This window comes from Fibrobacter succinogenes subsp. succinogenes S85 (genome assembly GCF_000146505.1).
In the GTDB taxonomy this organism is placed as follows: domain Bacteria; phylum Fibrobacterota; class Fibrobacteria; order Fibrobacterales; family Fibrobacteraceae; genus Fibrobacter; species Fibrobacter succinogenes.
This window is the reverse complement of the sequence record NC_017448.1, coordinates 2,038,227-2,058,766: the sequence shown is the minus strand read 5'-3', so window position 1 is coordinate 2,058,766 and position 20,540 is coordinate 2,038,227. Positions and strand designations below refer to the sequence as shown.

The window sequence follows — 20,540 nt, the reverse complement described above, 5'->3', positions numbered from 1 at the left end:
CCTCCCAAAACTTAAATATCTTGATAAAAATGTATTTAAACTACACTTTTATCAAGATATTTTTGTTGTTTTACGGCTTTTTTATATATATTTACTATAAAAAGGCAAAAAAGAGGCATTATGGAACGATTTGCGATGCAACAGCTGGCTCAGTGGAAAGTGCGTAAGGACCGCAAGCCGCTGATTGTCCGTGGAGCTAGACAGACTGGAAAGACCTGGCTTTTGAAGGAGTTCGGCAAGACCTCCTTTGCCGAGACCGTCTATATCAACTTCGAAAATGAGCGCCGCCTCCGTGACCTGTTCTCTGAAAATTTCGACATCAAGAGAATTGTTTCTACGATTGAGCTCAATTACGGGAAAAAGATCGACCCCGAAAACACCCTGATTATCTTCGATGAAATCCAGGCGGCAGAGGGCGGCCTGACCTCGCTCAAGTATTTTTGCGAAGACGCTCCCCAATACGCCGTAGTCGCGGCTGGTTCGCTGCTCGGCATTGCGCTGCACTCCGGCCTTTCGTTTCCGGTGGGCAAGGTGTCTTTCTTGGACCTTGGTCCGCTCTCGTTTTTTGAATTCCTGTACGCCGCAAAAAAAGAAATGCTTTGCGAAGCCATCCGTAACGGGCAATGGAACGCATTGGAACCATTTCACGATGAACTGCTCGGTTTGCTGAGGAGTTACTTGTTTGTGGGTGGAATGCCTGAAGTGGTGCAGAAATGGGTCGATACCGGCGACTACTTCGAGGCCCGCGAAATCCAGCGCGAAATACTGCGCTCGTATGCGGCGGATTTTTCGAAGCATGCGCCTGGCGAGCAGATTCCGCGCCTGAACATGGTGTGGGACAGCCTCCCTGCCCAGCTCAGCAAGGAAAACAAGAAATTCGTGTACGGGATTATCCGCGAGGGCGCACGCGCCAAGGATTTTGAAATTGCCATAGAATGGCTCCGCGATTGCGGGCTGGTGCTGGAATCCCACCGGGTCAAGGAACCCCGTATGCCGCTGAAGGCCTACCAGGACACTCACGTGTTCAAGCTTTTCATGTTGGACGTGGGCTTGCTTGGCGCATCCGCTGGTTTAGACGCTAAAACGTTAATCGACGGGAACAAAATTTTCACGGAGTTCAAGGGCGCAATGGCCGAACAGTTCGTGATGCAGGAGCTCTCTACTCTGGACCCCGACTACCTCGGATATTGGACAAACGAACGCAGCACCTCTGAAGTGGATTTCATTCTGCAAAAGGATGGACTGATTATCCCCATTGAAGTCAAGTCCGGCGAGAACCTGCGCTCACGCAGTTTTACGTTGTTCTGTGACCAGTTTGCGCCCGATTTGGCGGTAAAAACATCGATGCTCCCCTTCCGTGACAACGAAAAGATGCTGAATATACCGCTGTACGGAATCGCTACAATAAAAAATTTAAAAAAAGCGGAAAAAGCGGCAGAATAAAGGCGATACCTCGGACAAAGGTATCCCATGGAAAAGATGAAGTTTGAAACTCCCGATATGGCGCAGATGAATGTCGAGAAGATTGCCGCGCTGTTCCCGAATTGCGTGACCGAATAAGGTGATTTTAAAATGATGAGCATCGTGACAAATCAAAGTATTCTTTAAAAAGGTTTGTATGGCTAATTCTATTGTTGACAAAAATATTGAATACTATAGATTGATAAAAGAATCTTTATCGGAACACAAATTGGCATTTTTTGTTGGTTCGGGAGTGTCTAGGGCCTCTGCCTCTGGTGATACATATCCACTATGGTCGGATATATTAAAAAAGTTGCAGAGAGGCCTTATTGGATGCAAGGATTCTGATCCTTTAAAAATTGCTCAACTTTATGCTTTAAAGTATGGACCATTAAAATTAAAGAGTACTGTTGGTAGTTGCTTCCCCACAAAAGATATTCCATCTGATATTCAACGAGCTATCTTAAAATTACGACCACACTGCATAATTACAACAAATTGGGATTGTCTTTTTGAAAATTGTATAGAAGAAGAAATAAATTATATCTATGATGTTATTGCTTCTGATAATGAATTAATTAAATCAAAGAACGACAATAAGATTATTAAAATGCATGGTGATTTTCACCACGACAATTATATTTTTACTGAAGATGATTATCTCAATTACTCAAACAATTTTCCTTTAATAGAAAATTATATAAAGAGTATTGTATCCACTCATACTATTGTAATGATAGGGTACTCGTTTAGCGATATAGACTTAAAACAAATTGTAAACTGGTTCCAAAATCATTCTACAGTCCAACCCCCTATTTATATGGTGGTCAATAAGTATGACGAATTTTCGGAAAGGTATTTAGAAAAATTTGGAATTATCACAATTGTTGTTGAAAACGAAAATCGAACCGAGTCGTTAAAAAGTTTTTTAACGGAACTTGGGACGCCAACTGATTTTTCTCAAAATCCCGTTGAATATGTATATAACGAAATAAAGAAATACGATAACTACTATGTAGCATTACAAAAGAATATTTGCAATTCTTTAAAAAATAGTGAAATATTATACGATTCACAAAAAAGAGGTATCCTGCATTTTCATGAGTATAACTTTAGAGAAAAAGAAGATGAGAAGAGAAAAGAAATATACCAAAATTTTATAAAAGAATTGAGTGGATGTGATGAAAAAATTAACCGAATATGTAATATACTGGCTAAAGCCAATATTACAGGATTTGTGACATCTATAGATGAAAAAAATTGTTATAAATATCGCCTTTTTACAGAAAATAATGTACGTGAAGAGTCTGCAATAATAAATTTTGATTACTCAATAAAAAGGGATGAGGATGATATTTCTTCTGTTCTTAGGAATATTGTCTGTTTCAGAAATCTAGGTAGAATTGAAGATGCTTTTGAGTGTAATAGGCGAATGATTTCGTTATGCAAAAGAAAACATAATTATCTTTATTTGCTTGTAGGTTTTTTTAATCACAATCTTCTTTTAAATGAACTAAAATATATAAGTGACCTTGAAATAAAATTTAAGCAGGAAAGTCGGTTTTCAATAGATATAGAGTATAGCTTTTTCCCTAAAGATGCTCAAAGAGATTGTGAAGAAATGAAGAATTTCTTAACGATGCTTGATCTTTACAAATTTCAATTTGAGTCTTTTACAAATGTAAAGGAAAAAGAAAAGAATTACAGAATTATCGATCGTGGAGGAATGGTTTTTTCGTCAAATGAAAATAAACCGGAATCTGAATTGCAAAATCTGATTGATTTTGTTCTACTAAATGGTATTTGCATAGAAGGTTTTTCAATTTATCGTGAATTATGCAAAAATTATGTGTCAATAGCTTTATTACAACAGCAGAAAAAGAAAAAAATTACTTTAAGTAAAATTGATTTGTATGTATGCATCAAATATTATAAGAGCGATGATTTAAAATACCTATTTGAAGATTTTCAAAAGAAAGGCAAAAGGAAGAATTTGGCTTTAGACCAGGATCTATTAAATTGGCTTGTTGATTCTGTAATAAAAAATTGTGTGAATCATTTTATTGATAGAACATCCTATTCTATTTGGGATAATTTTGATGGATATATAGAAAAAGCACTTTTCATCTTATCATTAAATGAGTTATCGGATGAATTATATAAGAAAATATGGGCCATACTAAATCGTCTGGTGAATGAAGCTAAGAATACCCTTGTTATTTTTAGCGCAATCAATAGTTTTTTTGCTATTCAGTGGAATCTATACTCACGTTCATTTAATCAAAAACAAATTATTACATTGTTGGAAAATTTGTTAAATAAATTTATTTGCAAAAAAATGAACGGTTATGAAGAAACAGCATTGTCATGGAATAGATTATACAATCTTTACTATTGTGGCCGTATTCTTAAATCTAAATTTACTTCTGATTATATTATTCATAATATAATTCGAAATATTGATGATTATTCTGAGAAAGAAAAAATAGAATTCATTCAAAATGTATTACTTGAATTATACCAGATATCAGATAAAAATTGTCAAAAAATTATAAAGCAATATGTTGTAAATCAAAAAATAAGTAAAATGGAGAATAATGACTTTGGACAGTTCATTAACACTACAAATTATCATCTTTATTTAATTGCTTTTAATCTTAAGAAAAATAAAAATGAGGTTTGTAAATTGGTTGAGAAGCTTATTGATGGCTATCCCCCAAAAACATATTATTCGTCAATCCGTTCAACATTAAATATTTTGGAATTTTTGAAAAAAGATAATACATTCTTGGGTGTATATAAAAAATTGAAGAATACTGTTGATGATTTAGAAAGGCGTTTTCATAGTGTGTAAGCACAAAATGAAGAAATGATCCTATATTTCGTACAAAAGGTATCCCATGGAAAAGATGAAGTTTGAAACTCCCGATATGGTGCAGATGAACGTCGAGAAGATTGCTGCGCTGTTCCCGAATTGCGTGACCGAAAGCAAGGCCAAGGATGGCAAGCTGAAGAAGGCGGTGAATTTCGATGCGCTCAAGCAGATGCTCGGCGAGAGCGTCGCGGAAGGCGACGAGTCCTACGAATTCACCTGGGTCGGCAAGCGCGACGCCATGGTAGAAGCCGCGAAACCCATCCGCAAGACGCTGCGCCCCTGCGTGGAAGAATCCAAGAACTTCGACACCACCGAGAACCTCTACATCGAAGGCGACAACCTCGAAGCCCTGAAACTCCTGCAAGAGGGCTACCTGGGCAAGGTCAAGATGATATACATCGACCCGCCCTACAACACCGGAAACGACTTTATCTACAAAGACGACTTCCGCATGGATAGCGCCAAGTACGCCGAAGAAAGCGGCGCCGTGGACGACGAAGGAAATCGCATGGTGCAGAATTCCGACAGCAACGGCCGTTTCCATTCCGACTGGTGTTCCATGATTTACAGCCGCCTGCTGCTCGCCCGCAACCTGCTCACCGACGATGGCGTGATATTTATCAGCATCGACGATAACGAACAAGCGAACCTGAAAAAGATTTGCGACGAAGTGTTTGGTGGAAGTAATTTTGTTGCAAATGTCATATGGAAACATACACAACAAAGCAAAAATGATGAACTTCATTTTTCAAGACAGTATAATCATACGTTCGTGTATGCTCACGATATGAACCAATTGCCAAGATTTTATATGGAAAGGACTGCTGAAGATAATGTAAATTACAGTAATCCTGATAACGATCCGAAGGGCTTGTGGCGAAGTGGGGATGTCCGCAGTCCAAATTACAGAAAAACGTTGTGCTATGATATTGTTGCTCCAAATGGAAATGTGATAAAGGCTCCAGAAAAAGGTTGGAGATGGTCGGAAGAATCAATCAAAGAAAAAATTTCTACGGGTGAAATTAAGTTTAAAAGTGATTTTAGTGGCATTATACGAAAAATTTATTTGAACGATCAAGTGGGGCGAACTCCTGAAAATTTATGGGATGGACCAAAATATGGAACAACTCGTCAATCTGCGGCAATGATAAAAGAGCTATTTAATGGAATTCAGGTTTTCGATACTCCAAAACCAATAGAACTTGTCCAAAATATGTTGGCTCTATTAAGAGACCCGTCTGGAATTGTTTTAGACTTCTTCTCTGGCTCTGCAACAACTGCTCATGCCGTTATGCAATTGAATGCTGAAGACGGCGGCCATCGCAAATTCATCATGGTTCAACTTCCAGAAAAATGCGATGAAAATTCTGAAGCCGCAAAGGCTGGCTACAAGACCATTTGCGAAATCGGTAAGGAACGCATCCGCCGCGCAGGCGATAAAATCCTTGCAGAACAACAAGCCAAAGAAAAATCTGCCGCCGACAAAACGGACCTGTTTGATAGCGCAAGTGACAAGCCCACAACTGCAAAACCGTTGGACATCGGTTTCCGCGTCCTGAAAATCGATGACTCCAACATGAAGGACGTCTATTACTCCGCCGGCGAAATCTCCCAGCAAGACCTCGTCGAGCAAATCAGCAACATCAAGGACGGCCGCACCGACATGGACCTCCTCTTCGGCTGCCTCGTCGATTGGGGCGTCCCGCTCTCGCTCCCCATCAAAACCGAAACCATCGAAAACCTCCAAGTCTATAACGTCAATGACGGCGACCTAGTCGCCTGCTTTGCAAGCGACATCCCCGAAGCCGCCATCCGCCAAATCGCAGCAACCAAGCCCCTCCGCGCCGTCTTCCGTGACTCCAGCTTCAAAAGCGACTCCGCCAAAATCAATGTCACCGAAATCTTCAAAACCCTCAGCCCAAATACAACCGTGAAGGTGGTGTAAGATATGAAAGATTCTATGGATTTGTTATTGGATGAAGTATCAAATGAACTTTTTCAAAAATTTGTCACCAATGACACTGTAGTTGGAGTGCAAAGAGACGATGGTATTTATATAGCAACCAAAGCAACGGTAACTCCATTTTTAATAAAAAAAATGTTGAAATCAGGCGCCGCATTAGGAGCGTATCAACAGCTGACATATTTAGATTTGCTAAGATGGATCTGTTTTGACTTTGATTGCAAGAAGGACGCCGGAGGGAATGTAAAAGAATTAAAAGAAAAGTATGTAATTCCTTTTACAAAGGTGTTAGATTCATTAAATATTAAATATATAATAGAATATTCCGGAAGAAGAGGTTTTCATATTTGGATTCTATTTAATCGTGCAATTCCTAAAAACTTAGGTTATTTAATACAAGATCGATTGTTGGATGGCATGAAATCTTGTTTGGCGGCTGATTTGGTCTATGGTTTAGATAGATTTCCTAAAGTATTGAGCGGAAAGAAAAAAAACAAATATGGATCTATGGTAAAAATTCCGCTTTCGCGACATCAAAAAGGAACTTATTCATATTTTGTAAACGATATAAACAATTTCTCTTGCGAAAAAATTGAAAAATTTGACACGTCGTTTTTAAGAAGCCAACTTGAATGTTTGAAAAAATTTTCTGTAAATAATCCTATAGAACTTGTAGAAAGAATTAAGCTAGATGTACAACAAATTGAAATAGAAGAATTTGTAAAAAGACAATTTGTCACCCCCAAAGAGAATTACTCCTTTGAACAGTTAGAGCGAGCATTTGAATCTGATTCTGCTTTGAAAATTATATGGAGAAATATTTCTAATGGGAAAATGACAATATGTGATCGAAAAATAATGCTAGGTACATTTGCCCATATTAGAGAAGGTGAAAAAATTTTATGGCAAATATTTAAAATGCAGTCGAATTTTAATGCCGAGATTACAAATGAGGAAATTCGGAAAAATAAAAGAGTTTATTTTCCGCTGACAATTCAATATCTACATAGCATATATGGAGTTTCTCCTTGTAAGGATCAGCGTTCTATTGCTGAGTTTGTTTTAGAGAAAATGGACATTCCTTTTGAAAGTTGTGAAATAAAAAAAAGTAAAGATTCTCTTTTAATTGAAAGTATTTTAAAGAAAGAGAATAACTATTTTCATTACAACGATGAAGTTCTTTCTCTAAAAATAGAACAAGATTTTCGTTTTTTCTCTTTTTATGATATTTCTGAATCTAATAGCGTTTTAAAAAAAATTATTGCTGGTGAAGCGGAAACTCCTCTTGATATAGATTATATGTCTTTTTTGCGAAAAGAAGAAAAAAAAGAACGAATAATGATATCACTTGGGGTGAAAGAAAGAGTTCTTACTACTGCACTTATTTTTGAACTAGTGAGTCGCATACAAAAAGATTACAAGTCTTATAGCTACCATTTAAATTTATCAGAGGGCGGCGATGTTTTTTCTCCTTGGATAAATTCATGGAGTAAATTTATCCAAGATGTATCTGTGTTTTTTAATCTAAAACTATTTGAAGATTTCGGCTTTATTAAGGCTGATTTAAAAAATTGTTATGATAGCATTTTTTTGAGCTCTCTAAAAAACACTTTGCTGAAAAGTATTGACAAAAAAGAAAAAATAGGAAAAGAAATTTCAAATATTTGCAATTACCTTATTTCATTCAACGAACGACTAATGATTAATGCTGTAGGCTCTCAAAAAGGCGTTCCACAAGGTCCAGCTTATGCTAGAGTTCTTGTAGAATTTATTCTTGATTCTATAGTTGATGAATTTATTGAAAAAAATATTACTTTGTCTAACAAAGTAAAAATATTTAGATATGTGGATGATATGTATATTTTCTATGACTCAACGCTGGATGGTGAAAAAATTTTGATGGAATTAGCTTCTTTTTTTGAAAAAAATAGTCTTTTCTTTAACAAGGAAAAAACAAAGATTTATGGTAAAATTTCGAATTTGTCATTAGAAGAATTAGAAGAATTTGGTCGTCTAAATCAATTGATGTATGATGTTACGCAAGAAAAAAGTGTTTTACTTGATGGAGATCCGTGTTTTGCAATGGATAGATTTGTTTTAAGAAATGGAGAATGGAGTATTAACGATGCCAATTTCTTGTTGAGTAATTGTATTGATCTTCCAAATAGGATTGATTTTGCAAAAAAGCATTTGGAACAAATAGCAGCTTCTGATATGGGAAGAGGAAGCGTCTTTAGAAAATTCTACAAATTACTATTTTCATCTCCTTTTTTATTTCAACTTTTTATTAATAAAGAGTATTACAAAGAAATTCCAATTAATTCTATCAATTTTAAAAATTTTATTCAGATTTTATTTACGTCGGTTCAAAATAACACCTTATTAGAAAATAAGGAGAATCAATTAAAATGTTTAGTTGATTATTTTTCAAAAGATGATGGAGTTGAGTTCATAGAAAAAAGTATATTGATTTTCTTGTCAAAATCACTAGAAAAATAAAAGGGAAATGAAGATGTTGAAGCGTCGTCTAGAACAGTTGTCGTTAGATTTAGAAAATAAAGATTTAAATAAAATCAAAATTCTTATTGAATTGGTGAATTTAACTCTATCTGAAAAATTCGAGAATACTGAAAAAGAAGAAAACATTGAAGAAATATGTAGAATTTTTTGGATGCTCTCGTGTGTAATAAAATTGGAATCTGCACACTCTAAAGACTTTCCTATAAATCTATTCAAAAATTTTATTGATTACATAAATAATTTATCTCTAGCAAAAGAACGAAAAAACATTTATTCTCATCATGGAATTGTTTTAGTACAATTTTTAAGCGAATTAGCAAATAAGAACAGATTGCTATTTAATACCTTAAAAGATAAGTTTAATGTTTTTTATACCCATATTGGGGAGTTTACAGAACAATTTTCGTGGATTTTTCGGATTAAGGATGACATAGGAGCATACGTTTATCCGATTCATGACCTGTTAGATGGAGTTATTGAAGACGCAAAGGATCCAACAAAAGAAAATCTAATTCAGCTTTTCTTCGCGTTGCAAATCTATACACAAATAGATTTTGATGACAAGGTTTCTATTCGCCAAAAAGTGAATGAGATTGCCCAAAAATACAATATTAAAATTCTTGAACTTTTATGCAATAATGGATCTTTTATAGGAGGAGCACTTGCAGGAAAAAACAATTTAGCAAACCAAGTTTTGATGGTTCACGACGAATCATATTTAATTATTAGAAGTACAAAAAAAGATTATTTTGGCGGAGAAACAGTTCAAGCTGAAAAAAACTCTAAAAATGAAGAAATTGCATGGTATATAGTTTTAGCTGTTCAGGAAAACTGGAGGTTTTGTTCCCTAAAAGAAATTCTTTTAGGAAGTAATTCAAATGCAAAAGTAGATGTTTTACTCGACGTGAGTAGTAAATCTTGTTATAATGTTTTTTTTGATAAGGCCTTTATTGTAGATAGAAATGATGGCCGTTATCTTCAAATAACAAATCAATTCAAAGACAAACAAATTGTTGAATCAGAAAATAAATCCTCTCCTTGCACACCAAGACATTTTTGGAAAATCATAGGAAATAGTCAGAATGGAATAAGAGGTGTAATTCTTAAACAAAATAGATTAGAAACAAATATTCTTACAATAGATTTTTTAGCTGAATTTTTTGCAAACTTAACAGGTGATGATTGCGTTCAAAATACGAAATATTTAGAATGTATTAAAACGTTGACTGACGATGAGTTTTATCAAAATGCTCTTTTTAAACGATTTATTGAAGAAAATGAAAAGCATGGAAAGATTGAAAATGCGCTTATCCTTTATTTTAATTTTATAAAAAAATATGTAAATCCAGATCGTTATGACGAAAATACTTCTATGGATTTGGTTCCGAAGCTAATTATGCCTTATCAAATCTATGTGCCTTGTAATGGCGATATAAAAGTTTTTTTTGAAAATTTGCTGAGGAAAGAATATTTCTCCGAACATGAAGGAAATATTGTTTCTGTTGAAATAAAGAAAAATAAAGGAAAAAATTTATTTTATGTCGACTCTCATCGAATTGACGCGAGTGTAATTAAGTGCGAGAATGAAGATGATAATATAAATGATTACGAGGAAGAAAAAATATGGGCGATAAACAAAAATAGCCATTATATTCTTATTCCTCGTAAATGGATAGATACGGAAAAATATTTAAAAAAATTGCATAATATAAGGGAAGAAAGTTCTTTAACAAAAGATATTTTCTTAAAAGATTCAAATTTTTTTAGGATTGCTACAATTGTTGAACACACTGGATTTACAGATAAATTACGAAAACTGTACGGATTTACAAACGGAACAGATTGTAAAGCTTTGGCTATTTTTAAATTATATTGGCACATACAGGTATTTATTAAACCGGGGGATGAAAAAAATTGGTTCGAAAAATTTAAGGACTTGCTTTTAAATAAATATTATTCAAATTATGTTTTGAATAGTGATGAATGGGATTCTACTTTTATCAAGAAAATCAAAGAATTGGAGAGTAATGATGTTTTATTTGTTGGCAAAGAAAGCTACGGAGACGGGGGAACTCTATCGAATATTATTACAAAAAACATCACAGAAGACCGAAGTATTATAAAATGGGCCATTGATGCAGGGTTGTTAAATGCAAACCTTAAAAATGATGCTATTTATGGTTATTATTTGAATATTGAAGGCCAAAAACCTAAAACCATTTCAAAAATAATTTTTTTGACGGATAATATTATTTCAGGTTCTTCAACAGAGAAAATGTTGAATTATTATTTCCGTAATTGTAAAGAAACTGAAAGATCATATGTAAGACTTAATACGACAATTGATAAGATATTGGCTACGAATAAGAAGATTCTTGGAAAAGATGTTGAAGTTGAGGTTAGGTGTATTTTCGCATTGGATGATAAAAACATTCCATATGGGAAAAGTAAGGTAGAATCGGAAAATTCAAATTATTCTTTGAAGGTGAATGCGATGCATCTAGTTCCTTATAATGATTATAAGGTGAATGAGAATGTGGGGAAAATAATAGCTGAATTGTATGACAAGAAATTTGATTCAAGTCTATCTAATCATGCGTATGTTTTGAGGGCTCATAATATGCCTTGGGATAAAATGTTACCTGATTGTATGTTAAAAATAGAGACGATGGGTGGTCTTTTGCAACGTAAAAATGAATTGTAATAGAATCAAAAAGTCGGCCATTCCGCCGACTTCCTTGACTTGAGCAAATGCCAAATTTTTCTTTTTACTTTCAACTATTGAATCGTCAAGAATAATTTGAGTTTCTTGTTGAGGATGAATCTTCTTCAATTTAGAAGAACTGCTTTCTATTAATGCAGAAGCGAGATTGAGCATGTTGTGGGTCGCTTCCAGTTCGAATTTGGCGATGCCTTGAAGAATTGCCTCATCATCAACTGCGTATTTTTGCAACTCTGTTAGTAACGCAGAAAGCTGATTGTAGGTATTCTTGATTTTTTGTGCGATGTTCTGCGGTTTGGAAATAATGAGCGTTGTTTCGTAGCCCAAAGCAGCAACATATTTATTCAAATCGCCAAGTCTAATTTGGTCATTGCTTGCGTATTCAAGCCTGGAAATGCAGGGTTGCGATACACCTATTTTTTTCGCCATTTCTGCTTGAGAAAGATTGTTCTTCATGCGGAGAATCATCAGATTTTTGCCAAGAATGTGATTTTCGATTTCTTTATCGACGCCCTTTCTTGCGTCGTCATCAATTCCCATATCCTTTAATAATTCCGAAACTGAAGTTATCTTCTTGTCCATAGCGGTCTCCCTTGTTAGGGTGTATGTGATGTTTTAAGCGTTTGGTTCTTGAAGGTTCTTTTTCACATAGTTGTGAATTGTTTGGATGTCTTTTTCTTGATGATGTTTGTCGCCTATAAAAAGAATGTGTAATACGTGTGTGGTCAAACAAGGGTAAACGTACAGTCTAAGAGGATGCGCTCCTTTACGGAGGGGGTGTTGCGTTATAGACACAACTCCTTTTCCTTCGTTATGGACAAAAGTGTTTTCTTTTTTGATTTGCTCAGGGTGTATCCCAGAATCTAAAGCACTTTTGTATCTATCTAAGTTTGCCATGATATTGACAAACTCTTGAGGGTAATTCTTTTGAAAAGCTCTTTGCTGCACTGCGAGAAAAGCACGAGGCGTCGTTGTTTATTGTCCATGCGGAAGGCATATGTTCTCCTAGATTTTCATAAGTTAATCCTTTAATGTGGTTGCTATTCGTTTTGCGAATAATGATATGTTTTTTTTGTTGTTTTGTCAATATATTTATTCAAAAAATGAATAAAACGCCGAAATTTAACTTAATTCGACATGTTTTGTGTAATGAGCCACTATAAAGGTGTGTCTAATCTTCATCCTATATAGGGATTGAGTTTTGAAGTCTTTCGTTCCAGTCATAAATAAGTATTTTTACCCCTATGAAAGCAGAATCTAAATCCTTTTCCTTCTTGAACGAAATCCAGACTTTCGAAATTCCGTTTTTCCAGCGAGCCTACGTGTGGAAAAAAGACAACTGGGAAGAACTCTTGGATGATCTTAAACAGGTGAATCGCAGGCACTTCCTTGGGTCTATCATCCTCAAGAAGATCAACGATTCGTCCGTATTCGGTGCAACAACGCGTGTAAGCGTAATTGACGGCCAGCAACGCTTGACCACATTGAGCATTCTGCTAAAAGCTATATACGATACCTTCAGCGATGAAATCAAGGCTAATGTCCTTGACGATGCGCGGAACGCTCTTTTCTACAAAAGGAAAAAGACGGATTCGACTTATCATATCAAAGTCAAGCATTCAAAAGTAGATAGGCAGGATTTTGAAAAAGTTATCGGAAGTGTAGAGGCCAACGGAATCACGTCTATAGACTATTCGGAAATCGTAAATTTAGATGTCGATGATGACAATTCGTCACACAAAATTCTCTGCTGTTATAAATATTTCATCGACCAATTAAAAACATCCTCTCCTGATATCGTGAGCGATATCTTTGACAATCTGCTGTCCGAAAATAACAAGATGATTGTGGTTATTGCCCTGGACGAAGATGACCACGAACAGCAGATATTCGATACCATCAATAGTGCGGGTGTGCGCCTGACATCTACGGACATCGTGAAAAACGCCCTCTTCCAAAAGGCTCTTGAATTTTGCACAGAAGAAGATGTCGTTGAGTTCTACGATAACACTTGGGGAAATGTTTTCTGCAAGGACGAGGAGACCCTGCATTATTGGGGCAAGAAAAGGACCATCGGTCGCATTCAGCGTGACAACAGCGAAGTCCTACTACAATCCGTAGCGATCATTGAAAAAATATTTGACCCAAGCGAGCATACCTTGACGGATATTCCTGACCTCTACAAAAAGTATATCGAAGAAATGAAAGAAAAAGAGGTAAAGGAATTTGTCCGGAAAATCATTAATTATGCTCAGATATATCGTGACAATGTCCCGGAATTGGGCAAGACAACTTGTTATTCTTATGAAGATAGCGCCAAACGCCTATTCCATATTCTGGACGTACTTGGTCTGACAACCTTTAATCCGTACATTCTATTCTTGCTGAAAAAGTATGAAAAAGACGAAGGTACACTGAATCAGCGAATGAATGAATTGGAAAAATTCATTATGCGCAGAATGATTGCGGGAGAAAGTACAAAGGGGTACAACAAGAATTGCCTTGAGTTTATTGATGACGAGACGAAGCCATGCCAGATGGCAGAACTTATCTCGAATGACGAGGTATTTACCGGCCTTTCTAAAATAAAGAACCGCGAAGCGACTCTAATTCTTTTCTGGATTGAACTCAAGCGCCGCTTCGATTCTAAAAAATATGATCTTAAGGAATTGAAATACGATTACACGCTTGAACATATCATACCGCAAAAGTGGGAGGAAAATTGGAGCGATGTACCGTATGTTAATGCCAAGGGCGAGAAAATTGATGAGGCCGAAGGTAAGGTTAACCGTCAAAAGATGGTGTATTCCATTGGCAACATGACGCTTTTGACCAGCAAACTGAATACGTCTATCCAGAATAATAAGTTTAAAGTGAAAATGGAAGGCTCGCCCAAACGCAAGGGTGTCAAGGCTTATGCGGAACTGAGCATTACTTCTATCGATATTGTCGAAAATGTTTACAATGCTCACAAGGAATGGAATGAATACCAATGTCTCCAGCGTCAGGTAGCATTGACAAAGGAAGTGCTGGATATATGGGGCGTTGATGACGGTGATTTTGATGAACCGGAATCTTTTAATGTCATTGGCGTCAATGTATCTAAGCCGCTGATAAGATCTGTGGGCGCAAAGGGTAAAAAAACAAATATTATCCTTTATAAAAAAGATGGCTCGACAATCCAACATGATTCTGCAAAAGACACATTGATAGAAGCGTTTGAAGAAATTCTAAGGAGCATTGATAAAAAACAAATGTGTGAATATGCTCAAAAGTATTTATCTGTACTAGATAGTGAACCTTTATTCAAAAAAGGAGAACACAGTTCCAAATATGCAAATTCAGTTCCCATGGGTGATGGGTATTATCTAAACACTCATAGTAGCACAGAAACCAAGAAGAAACAATTGGAAGACTTGTCGGATGCACTGAATTTGGGATGGCGTGTTGAATTTTTGAAGAAAGGATGATTCGTCATAACGTGAGAAAATGTGGGTTCGTAAACCTCCAAAGAACGGCGGATATTACCTTCTTTAATGAAAAATAAGTATCTTTTAAATTATACGGAGGCATTATGATCCAGGATTCTTTCGAATTTGTCGTGTACATGATTCACGCTTGCGCGAACAAGTGGAATCGGCTGCCGTCCGCCGTATATAAAAAACTTAGGGATTCCGGTTGTATCCAAAAGTTCCTTGTCCCCAATTACGAAATAATGCACACGCAAGGGACTGATTTTGTCGTGAGCGATATCGAAGAATATTTGAAAGTCCGCAAGGTGGCTATATGATTGTTTACCACGGCTCAATACAGGTTGTGCAGAAGCCTGATATCAACCATTCCTATAGGCCCCTTGATTTCGGGATGGGGTTCTATGTGACTACCGTTCGCGAGCAGGCTATCCGCTGGGCCGTAAGAAAGTCAAAAATTTATGATGGTGCGAGTCCTGTTCTGAACATCTACGAGATGTCGGATTTTACAAGCGATTTATCGGTAAAGACTTTTCCAGAAGATTTGACCGAATGGATAAATTTTGTCTGCAAGTGCCGCGATGGGGCATTGGATTACAAGGATTATGATGTTATCGTAGGCAAGGTTGCGAATGACAAGGTTTTCCGTGTGGTGGACATGTATCATTCTGGAATCTGGGACTTAGACCGCGCCTTGAGAGAAATCAAGGTGTATCCGCATTACGATCAGATTGCCTTCATTACGCAGAAAGCGATTGATTCGTTACTGACGTTTGTTTCTGGCGAAGAGGCTTAGCTTATGGATGGCGAAGTTCTAGAGAAGGTTTATCAGGAACGTCTGGAAGAACGGATTATAGCGTATTTGGCGCAGGTGCGTAAGTGTTCGCTGGAAGAAGCTATGGATCTTTATTACCAGAGCAAGCTTGCCGATAAAATCCATGAGGGCGTTGAAGGCATCCAGTATCTTGATTACAAAGTCCTTGTGCAGATACTTGAAGAAACAGAACTTTCTGCAAAACATTCCTAATTTTACAATATGAAAATCCAGTTCAAGTACCAGCAGTTCCAGGCAGATGCCGCGAAGGCCGTTTGCGATGTTTTTGCGGGGCAACCCTACCTGGAATCGAGCTACTTGATGGATTCGGGTACGACCAAGCTCTTTGGCGGCAGTGTGCCTGCGCAGAGGGGCGTGACCGGTTTTTGCAACCAGCGTCTGGTGCCCGAGCTGAGTGATTCCAAGGTGCTTGCGAACTTGCAGGCAGTGCAGTCGGCGAATCTTTTGCCGCAGTCCGACAAGCTGGAAGGCCATTACAACCTGACCATCGAAATGGAAACAGGTACGGGCAAGACCTACACCTACATCAAGACGATGTACGAGCTGAACCGCGCCTATGGCTGGACCAAGTTTATCGTGGTGGTTCCGAGTATAGCCATTCGCGAGGGCGTCTATAAGTCGTTCCAGATTATGCAGGAGCATTTTTTGGAAGAATACGGCAAGTCCATCCGGTTCTTTATCTACAATTCGCAGAACCTGACCGAGATAGACCACTTTGCGTCGGACAGTCACATCAACGTGATGATTATTAACTCGCAGGCGTTCAACGCTACGGGCAAGGACGCGCGCCGTATCCGCATGAAGCTGGACGAGTTCCGCAGCCGCCGCCCGATAGACGTTATCGCGAGCACGAACCCGATTCTGATTATCGACGAGCCGCAGAGTGTCGAGGGCAAGAAGACGAAAGAGGGCCTGGCGGAATTCCAGCCGCTGTTGACTTTACGCTATTCGGCGACGCACCGCAAGGACGCCATCTACAACATGGTTTACCGCCTCGATGCGATGGATGCCTACAACAAGCACCTGGTCAAGAAGATTAGCGTCAAGGGCATTACGGTGAGCGGTTCTACGGCGACCGAGGGTTATTTGTACTTGGAAGGCGTTCAGGTGTTTACGGACAAGGCTCCTGTCGCGACTCTTGAATTTGATTGCAAGGGCAAGGGCGGCCTGCTCAAGAAAAAGGCCCACGTCACGAAGGGTTTTAATCTTTACGAACAGTCGGGCGGTCTCGAAGAATACAAGGACGGCTATACCATTACCGACGTGAACGGCAATGATTCTTCTGTGACTTTCACGAACGGCAAGAAGATTTTTGCCGGCGACTGCGTGGGCGTGGTGAACGAAGAACAGTTGCGCCGCATTCAGATTCGCGAAACGATTATTTCGCATTTCAAACGCGAGCGGGCGCTTTTCGGCAAGGGCATCAAGGTGCTTTCGCTGTTCTTCATTGACGAGGTCAAAAAGTATCGCGATTACGACGCTCCGGACGAGATGGGCATTTACGCCAGAATGTTCGAAGAAGAATACGATTCCATCCGCAAGTCGATGCAGCAGGATTTGCTGGAGAGCCCGGAGTATTTTGAATTTCTGGAAAAGACGGATGCCCACAAGGCGCATGCGGGGTATTTCTCCATCGACAAGAGCAAGAAGGGCGGCGGTCGCTTTGTAGATAGCAAGGTCGCCCGCGGGTCATCGGATTCCGACGATATCGACGCATATGACTTGATCATGAAAGACAAGGAACGCTTGCTTTCGCGCGAAGAACCGGTGCGGTTTATATTCAGCCATTCCGCATTGAAGGAAGGTTGGGATAACCAGAACGTGTTCCAGATTTGCACGCTCAAGAGCAGCGCTTCGGAAGTCCGCAAGCGACAAGAAGTGGGCCGCGGGTTGCGTTTATGCGTGAACCAGAATGGCGAACGCATGGACGAGAGCGTCTTGGGCGGTGACGTGCATTCGGTGAATGTGTTGACGGTTGTCGCTAACGAAAGTTACGAGGATTTTGCGAAGGCGTTGCAAACCGAAATGGCGGAAACGATTGGCAGTCGCCCGATCAAGGTGACGATTGACCTGTTCAAGGGAAAGTCGTTTACGTCGGAAGCCGGCGAAAAGTTGTTTGTAACGGATGACTTTGCGCAGACGGTTTACGACGCGTTGCTAGAATGCGGCTATGTGAAGAAGGGGGCATTGACGGATAAGTATCGCACGGACAAGGCTGCCGGTGCGCTGACTCTTTGCGAAGAAGTCGCTCCTTATTGCGCAAGTATCTGCAATGTACTTGATACGCTTTACGATGCCGATGCGATTAAGCCCGAAGATGCCCGCAAGAACAATGTGGAACTGCGCCTGAACAAGAGCAAGTACAATTCTAAGGAATTCAAGGAACTTTGGCAGAAGATTAATGCGAAGTCTGCTTACGTGGTGGATTTTGAGACGGATGAACTTGTCTGTAAGTCAGTTGACGCGCTGAATGCGAACTTGCGCGTGACGAAGATTTTCTTCAGGGTGTCGCAGGGTTCCCTGGACAAAATCAAGTCCAAGGAACAACTGGAAGCGGGCAATGCCTTTAAGATGGAAACTACGGAGTCTAGGGCTGCCGTCGCCACCGCAAATTCCAGCGTCAAGTACGACTTGATTGGAAAGATTGTTGAAGATACGGGACTTACCCGCAAGACCGTTGGCGAAATTCTGAGCAAAATCCAGAAGCCCGTCTTTGAGCAGTTCCAGGAAAACCCCGAGGAGTTTATCATCAAGGCAAGCCGCCTAATAAACGAGCAGAAGGCGACCGTCATCATTGAACATATCACGTATAACAAACTGGAATCCAGTTACGAGACGAGCATCTTTACAGATAACACGATGAAGGGACGCCTCGGCATGAATGCTTGCGAAACGCACCAGCATTTATACGACCACCTGATTTACGATTCCAGTAACGAACGCGACTTTGCGCAGAAACTGGAAACAAGCAAGGAAGTTTCGCTCTATATCAAGCTGCCCAAGGGATTTTTTATCAATACGCCCGTTGGCAAGTATAATCCCGACTGGGCAATTGCCTTTCATGAGGGCGAAGTAAAGCACGTGTATTTTGTTGCTGAAACCAAGGGCTCTATGAGCACTATGGAACTTCGCGAAATCGAATCCGCCAAAATCAAGTGCGCCCGCAAACATTTCGCCGCCATCTCCAGCGACTCCGTCACCTACGACGTGGTGGATTCCTACGAGCGATTGCTGGATTTAGTGAAGTAAATTTATTTCTTCCTCAACGGTTTCGCTGTTGATCTTTTTGCATTAGGGGTGGAGGGGCTTGACAATATTTCTCTATGAATATACATTTAGTGCTCAGATGTGTAAAAGATGGCGGAGATATGCCGAACGAATTAGCTAAACAGATATCGTATATTCTTTACAGCAGCCCAGAAGAAGATGTCAAGGTCATGGCTTTGGTCAAAGACGAGACCATCTGGTTGACGCAGAAGGCTATGGCCGAGTTGTTTGATTGTTCGCAAGATAATATCGGCCTGCATTTAAAAAATGTGTATGGAAGCGGCGAATTGGAAAAAAATCGAACTACCGAGGAAATCTCGGTAGTTCAAAAAGAAGGTTCCCGTTCCGTAAAGCGCAATGTCTCTTTTTACAATCTCGATGCGATTATTTCCGTCGGCTACCGCGTAAATTCCGCAAAGGCCACAAAGTTCCGCATCTGGGCTACGGGAATCCTGAAGGAATACATCAAGAAGGGTTTTGTGCTCGACGACGAGCGCTTAAAGCAGGGTAACGCTGTTTTCGGTAAGGACTACTTCAAGGAACTTTTGGAAAGAGTCCGATCTATCCGTGCGAGCGAACGCCGCATTTGGCAGCAGATAACGGATATTTTTGCCGAATGTTCCATAGACTACGACAAGGATTCCGAAATAACGAAAAAGTTTTTCGCTACGGTTCAGAACAAGTTCCATTATGCGATAACGGGACGGACCGCTGCAGAAATCGTGTATGAGGAGGCCGACCACAAAAAAGAGCACATGGGTCTTACGACATGGAAAAATTCTCCGAGTGGTCGTGTGCTGAAAAGCGATGTGAACATTGCCAAGAATTATTTGTCGGAAAAGCAGATCCGCCAGCTGGAACGTACTGTGAGTGGCTATTTTGATTATATTGAAGACTTGATTGAACGAGAGATTGCTTTTAACATGGAACAATTTGCTGCTAGTGTAAACGAGTTTCTGGAATTCAGGCGCTACGATATTCTCGATGGCAATGGCAAAGTCAGTCGAAATCAGGCGGATGAGAAAGCTTTTGGAGAATACGAGATTTTCAACCGCACGCAAAAAATTGACTCTGATTTTGACAAAGTGATTCGGAAAATGAAGAAAAATTAAGTTGTGCCGTGGAAAGTCCGCTGAGCAAGTGATAATTTCTATTATTTAATCATGCCCGATTCTGTAACCAATAACCAATCTCCGGCCGATAAGGTCGCCTCTTCGGAGCAAGCCGCTGCAGCCCCTTCCCAAGCTCCTTCTTCTACGCGCATCAAGAGAATGCGCGGCTGGCTCGGCGTAAAAAGCTCGTCGTCGTTGGGCGGTTATGATGATGGCGGCGGTGGTGTTGTCTATGGCGATGGACATTCCGGCTGGAATCGTTAAAAAAATAGGGCTCCGTATGGAGCCTCGTTTTGTATAAAGTGCCGCGCATCT

At 39.2% G+C, this 20,540-nt stretch carries 14 protein-coding genes; 12 read left to right on the top strand and 2 right to left on the bottom strand.

The window, feature by feature from the left end:
* Window positions 1-120 precede the first annotated feature (120 nt).
* The 5 genes from FSU_RS08390 (at window position 121) to FSU_RS08370 (ending at window position 11,523) form a co-directional block, all read left to right on the top strand.
* Window positions 121-1,443: an ATP-binding protein gene (locus FSU_RS08390; protein WP_014546013.1), complete on the top strand. Its 1,323-nt coding sequence runs from the start codon at window positions 121-123 to the stop codon at window positions 1,441-1,443.
* A 175-nt stretch (window positions 1,444-1,618) separates the two neighbouring features.
* Window positions 1,619-4,315, top strand: coding sequence for an SIR2 family protein (locus FSU_RS08385; RefSeq protein WP_014546012.1), 2,697 nt, complete (start codon window positions 1,619-1,621; stop codon window positions 4,313-4,315).
* 46 nt (window positions 4,316-4,361) lie between these two features.
* The gene (locus tag FSU_RS08380; protein WP_014546011.1) at window positions 4,362-6,281 is read left to right on the top strand and encodes a site-specific DNA-methyltransferase; all 1,920 of its coding nucleotides are present in this window, start codon (window positions 4,362-4,364) and stop codon (window positions 6,279-6,281) included.
* 3 nt (window positions 6,282-6,284) lie between these two features.
* Window positions 6,285-8,798, top strand: coding sequence for a reverse transcriptase domain-containing protein (locus tag FSU_RS08375; RefSeq protein WP_014546010.1), 2,514 nt, complete (start codon window positions 6,285-6,287; stop codon window positions 8,796-8,798).
* A 7-nt stretch (window positions 8,799-8,805) separates the two neighbouring features.
* Window positions 8,806-11,523 (top strand): hypothetical protein, encoded by a 2,718-nt coding sequence (locus FSU_RS08370; RefSeq protein ID WP_041260110.1) that lies wholly within the window; start codon window positions 8,806-8,808, stop codon window positions 11,521-11,523.
* Here FSU_RS08370 and FSU_RS08365 read toward each other — a convergent pair.
* Together FSU_RS08365 and FSU_RS08360 are read right to left on the bottom strand one after the other, a co-directional pair.
* Window positions 11,473-12,123, bottom strand: coding sequence for a helix-turn-helix domain-containing protein (locus FSU_RS08365; protein WP_014546009.1), 651 nt, complete (start codon window positions 12,121-12,123; stop codon window positions 11,473-11,475). The genes FSU_RS08370 and FSU_RS08365 overlap by 51 nt on opposite strands.
* Window positions 12,124-12,156: 33 nt before the next feature.
* Window positions 12,157-12,438 carry a hypothetical protein gene (locus FSU_RS08360; protein WP_041917837.1) on the bottom strand — a complete coding sequence of 94 codons (282 nt, stop codon included), beginning with the start codon at window positions 12,436-12,438 and terminating at the stop codon, window positions 12,157-12,159.
* Between the two features lie 347 nt (window positions 12,439-12,785).
* Here FSU_RS08360 and FSU_RS08355 point away from each other — a divergent pair, with 347 nt between their 5' ends.
* The 7 genes from FSU_RS08355 to FSU_RS08325 all read left to right on the top strand — a co-directional run bounded on the left by FSU_RS08355 (window position 12,786) and on the right by FSU_RS08325 (window position 20,489).
* Complete coding sequence (locus FSU_RS08355) at window positions 12,786-15,011, top strand: DUF262 domain-containing protein (protein WP_014546008.1); 2,226 nt, start codon at window positions 12,786-12,788, stop codon at window positions 15,009-15,011.
* A 104-nt stretch (window positions 15,012-15,115) separates the two neighbouring features.
* Window positions 15,116-15,331, top strand: coding sequence for a DUF3791 domain-containing protein (locus FSU_RS08350; protein WP_015731974.1), 216 nt, complete (start codon window positions 15,116-15,118; stop codon window positions 15,329-15,331).
* Window positions 15,328-15,807: a DUF3990 domain-containing protein gene (locus tag FSU_RS08345; RefSeq protein WP_014546007.1), complete on the top strand. Its 480-nt coding sequence runs from the start codon at window positions 15,328-15,330 to the stop codon at window positions 15,805-15,807. Before FSU_RS08350 ends, FSU_RS08345 begins: the two co-directional genes overlap by 4 nt.
* A 3-nt stretch (window positions 15,808-15,810) precedes the next feature.
* On the top strand, window positions 15,811-16,038 hold the full coding sequence (locus FSU_RS08340) for a hypothetical protein (RefSeq protein ID WP_014546006.1): 228 nt from the start codon (window positions 15,811-15,813) through the stop codon (window positions 16,036-16,038).
* Between the two features lie 9 nt (window positions 16,039-16,047).
* Window positions 16,048-19,095 carry a type III restriction-modification system endonuclease gene (locus FSU_RS08335; protein WP_014546005.1) on the top strand — a complete coding sequence of 1,016 codons (3,048 nt, stop codon included), beginning with the start codon at window positions 16,048-16,050 and terminating at the stop codon, window positions 19,093-19,095.
* Between the two features lie 119 nt (window positions 19,096-19,214).
* Window positions 19,215-20,225: a virulence RhuM family protein gene (locus FSU_RS08330; protein WP_244263598.1), complete on the top strand. Its 1,011-nt coding sequence runs from the start codon at window positions 19,215-19,217 to the stop codon at window positions 20,223-20,225.
* A 51-nt stretch (window positions 20,226-20,276) separates the two neighbouring features.
* Entirely contained in the window at window positions 20,277-20,489 is a 213-nt protein-coding gene (locus FSU_RS08325; protein WP_015731972.1) for a hypothetical protein, read from the top strand.
* Window positions 20,490-20,540 lie beyond the last annotated feature (51 nt).

Bases quoted from the DNA above. Each gene is read 5' to 3' on its own strand.
- FSU_RS08390 (WP_014546013.1), top strand. From the start codon at position 121: ATGGAACGATTTGCGATGCAACAGCTGGCTCAGTGGAAAGTGCGTAAG.
- FSU_RS08380 (WP_014546011.1), top strand. From the start codon at position 4,362: ATGGAAAAGATGAAGTTTGAAACTCCCGATATGGTGCAGATGAACGTC.
- FSU_RS08345 (WP_014546007.1), top strand. From the start codon at position 15,328: ATGATTGTTTACCACGGCTCAATACAGGTTGTGCAGAAGCCTGATATC.
- FSU_RS08325 (WP_015731972.1), top strand. From the start codon at position 20,277: ATGCCCGATTCTGTAACCAATAACCAATCTCCGGCCGATAAGGTCGCC.
- FSU_RS08375 (WP_014546010.1), top strand. From the start codon at position 6,285: ATGAAAGATTCTATGGATTTGTTATTGGATGAAGTATCAAATGAACTT.
- FSU_RS08355 (WP_014546008.1), top strand. From the start codon at position 12,786: ATGAAAGCAGAATCTAAATCCTTTTCCTTCTTGAACGAAATCCAGACT.
- FSU_RS08385 (WP_014546012.1), top strand. From the start codon at position 1,619: ATGGCTAATTCTATTGTTGACAAAAATATTGAATACTATAGATTGATA.
- FSU_RS08330 (WP_244263598.1), top strand. From the start codon at position 19,215: ATGCCGAACGAATTAGCTAAACAGATATCGTATATTCTTTACAGCAGC.
- FSU_RS08365 (WP_014546009.1), bottom strand. From the start codon at position 12,123: ATGGACAAGAAGATAACTTCAGTTTCGGAATTATTAAAGGATATGGGA.
- FSU_RS08335 (WP_014546005.1), top strand. From the start codon at position 16,048: ATGAAAATCCAGTTCAAGTACCAGCAGTTCCAGGCAGATGCCGCGAAG.
- FSU_RS08370 (WP_041260110.1), top strand. From the start codon at position 8,806: ATGAAGATGTTGAAGCGTCGTCTAGAACAGTTGTCGTTAGATTTAGAA.
- FSU_RS08350 (WP_015731974.1), top strand. From the start codon at position 15,116: ATGATCCAGGATTCTTTCGAATTTGTCGTGTACATGATTCACGCTTGC.
- FSU_RS08360 (WP_041917837.1), bottom strand. From the start codon at position 12,438: ATGGCAAACTTAGATAGATACAAAAGTGCTTTAGATTCTGGGATACAC.
- FSU_RS08340 (WP_014546006.1), top strand. From the start codon at position 15,811: ATGGATGGCGAAGTTCTAGAGAAGGTTTATCAGGAACGTCTGGAAGAA.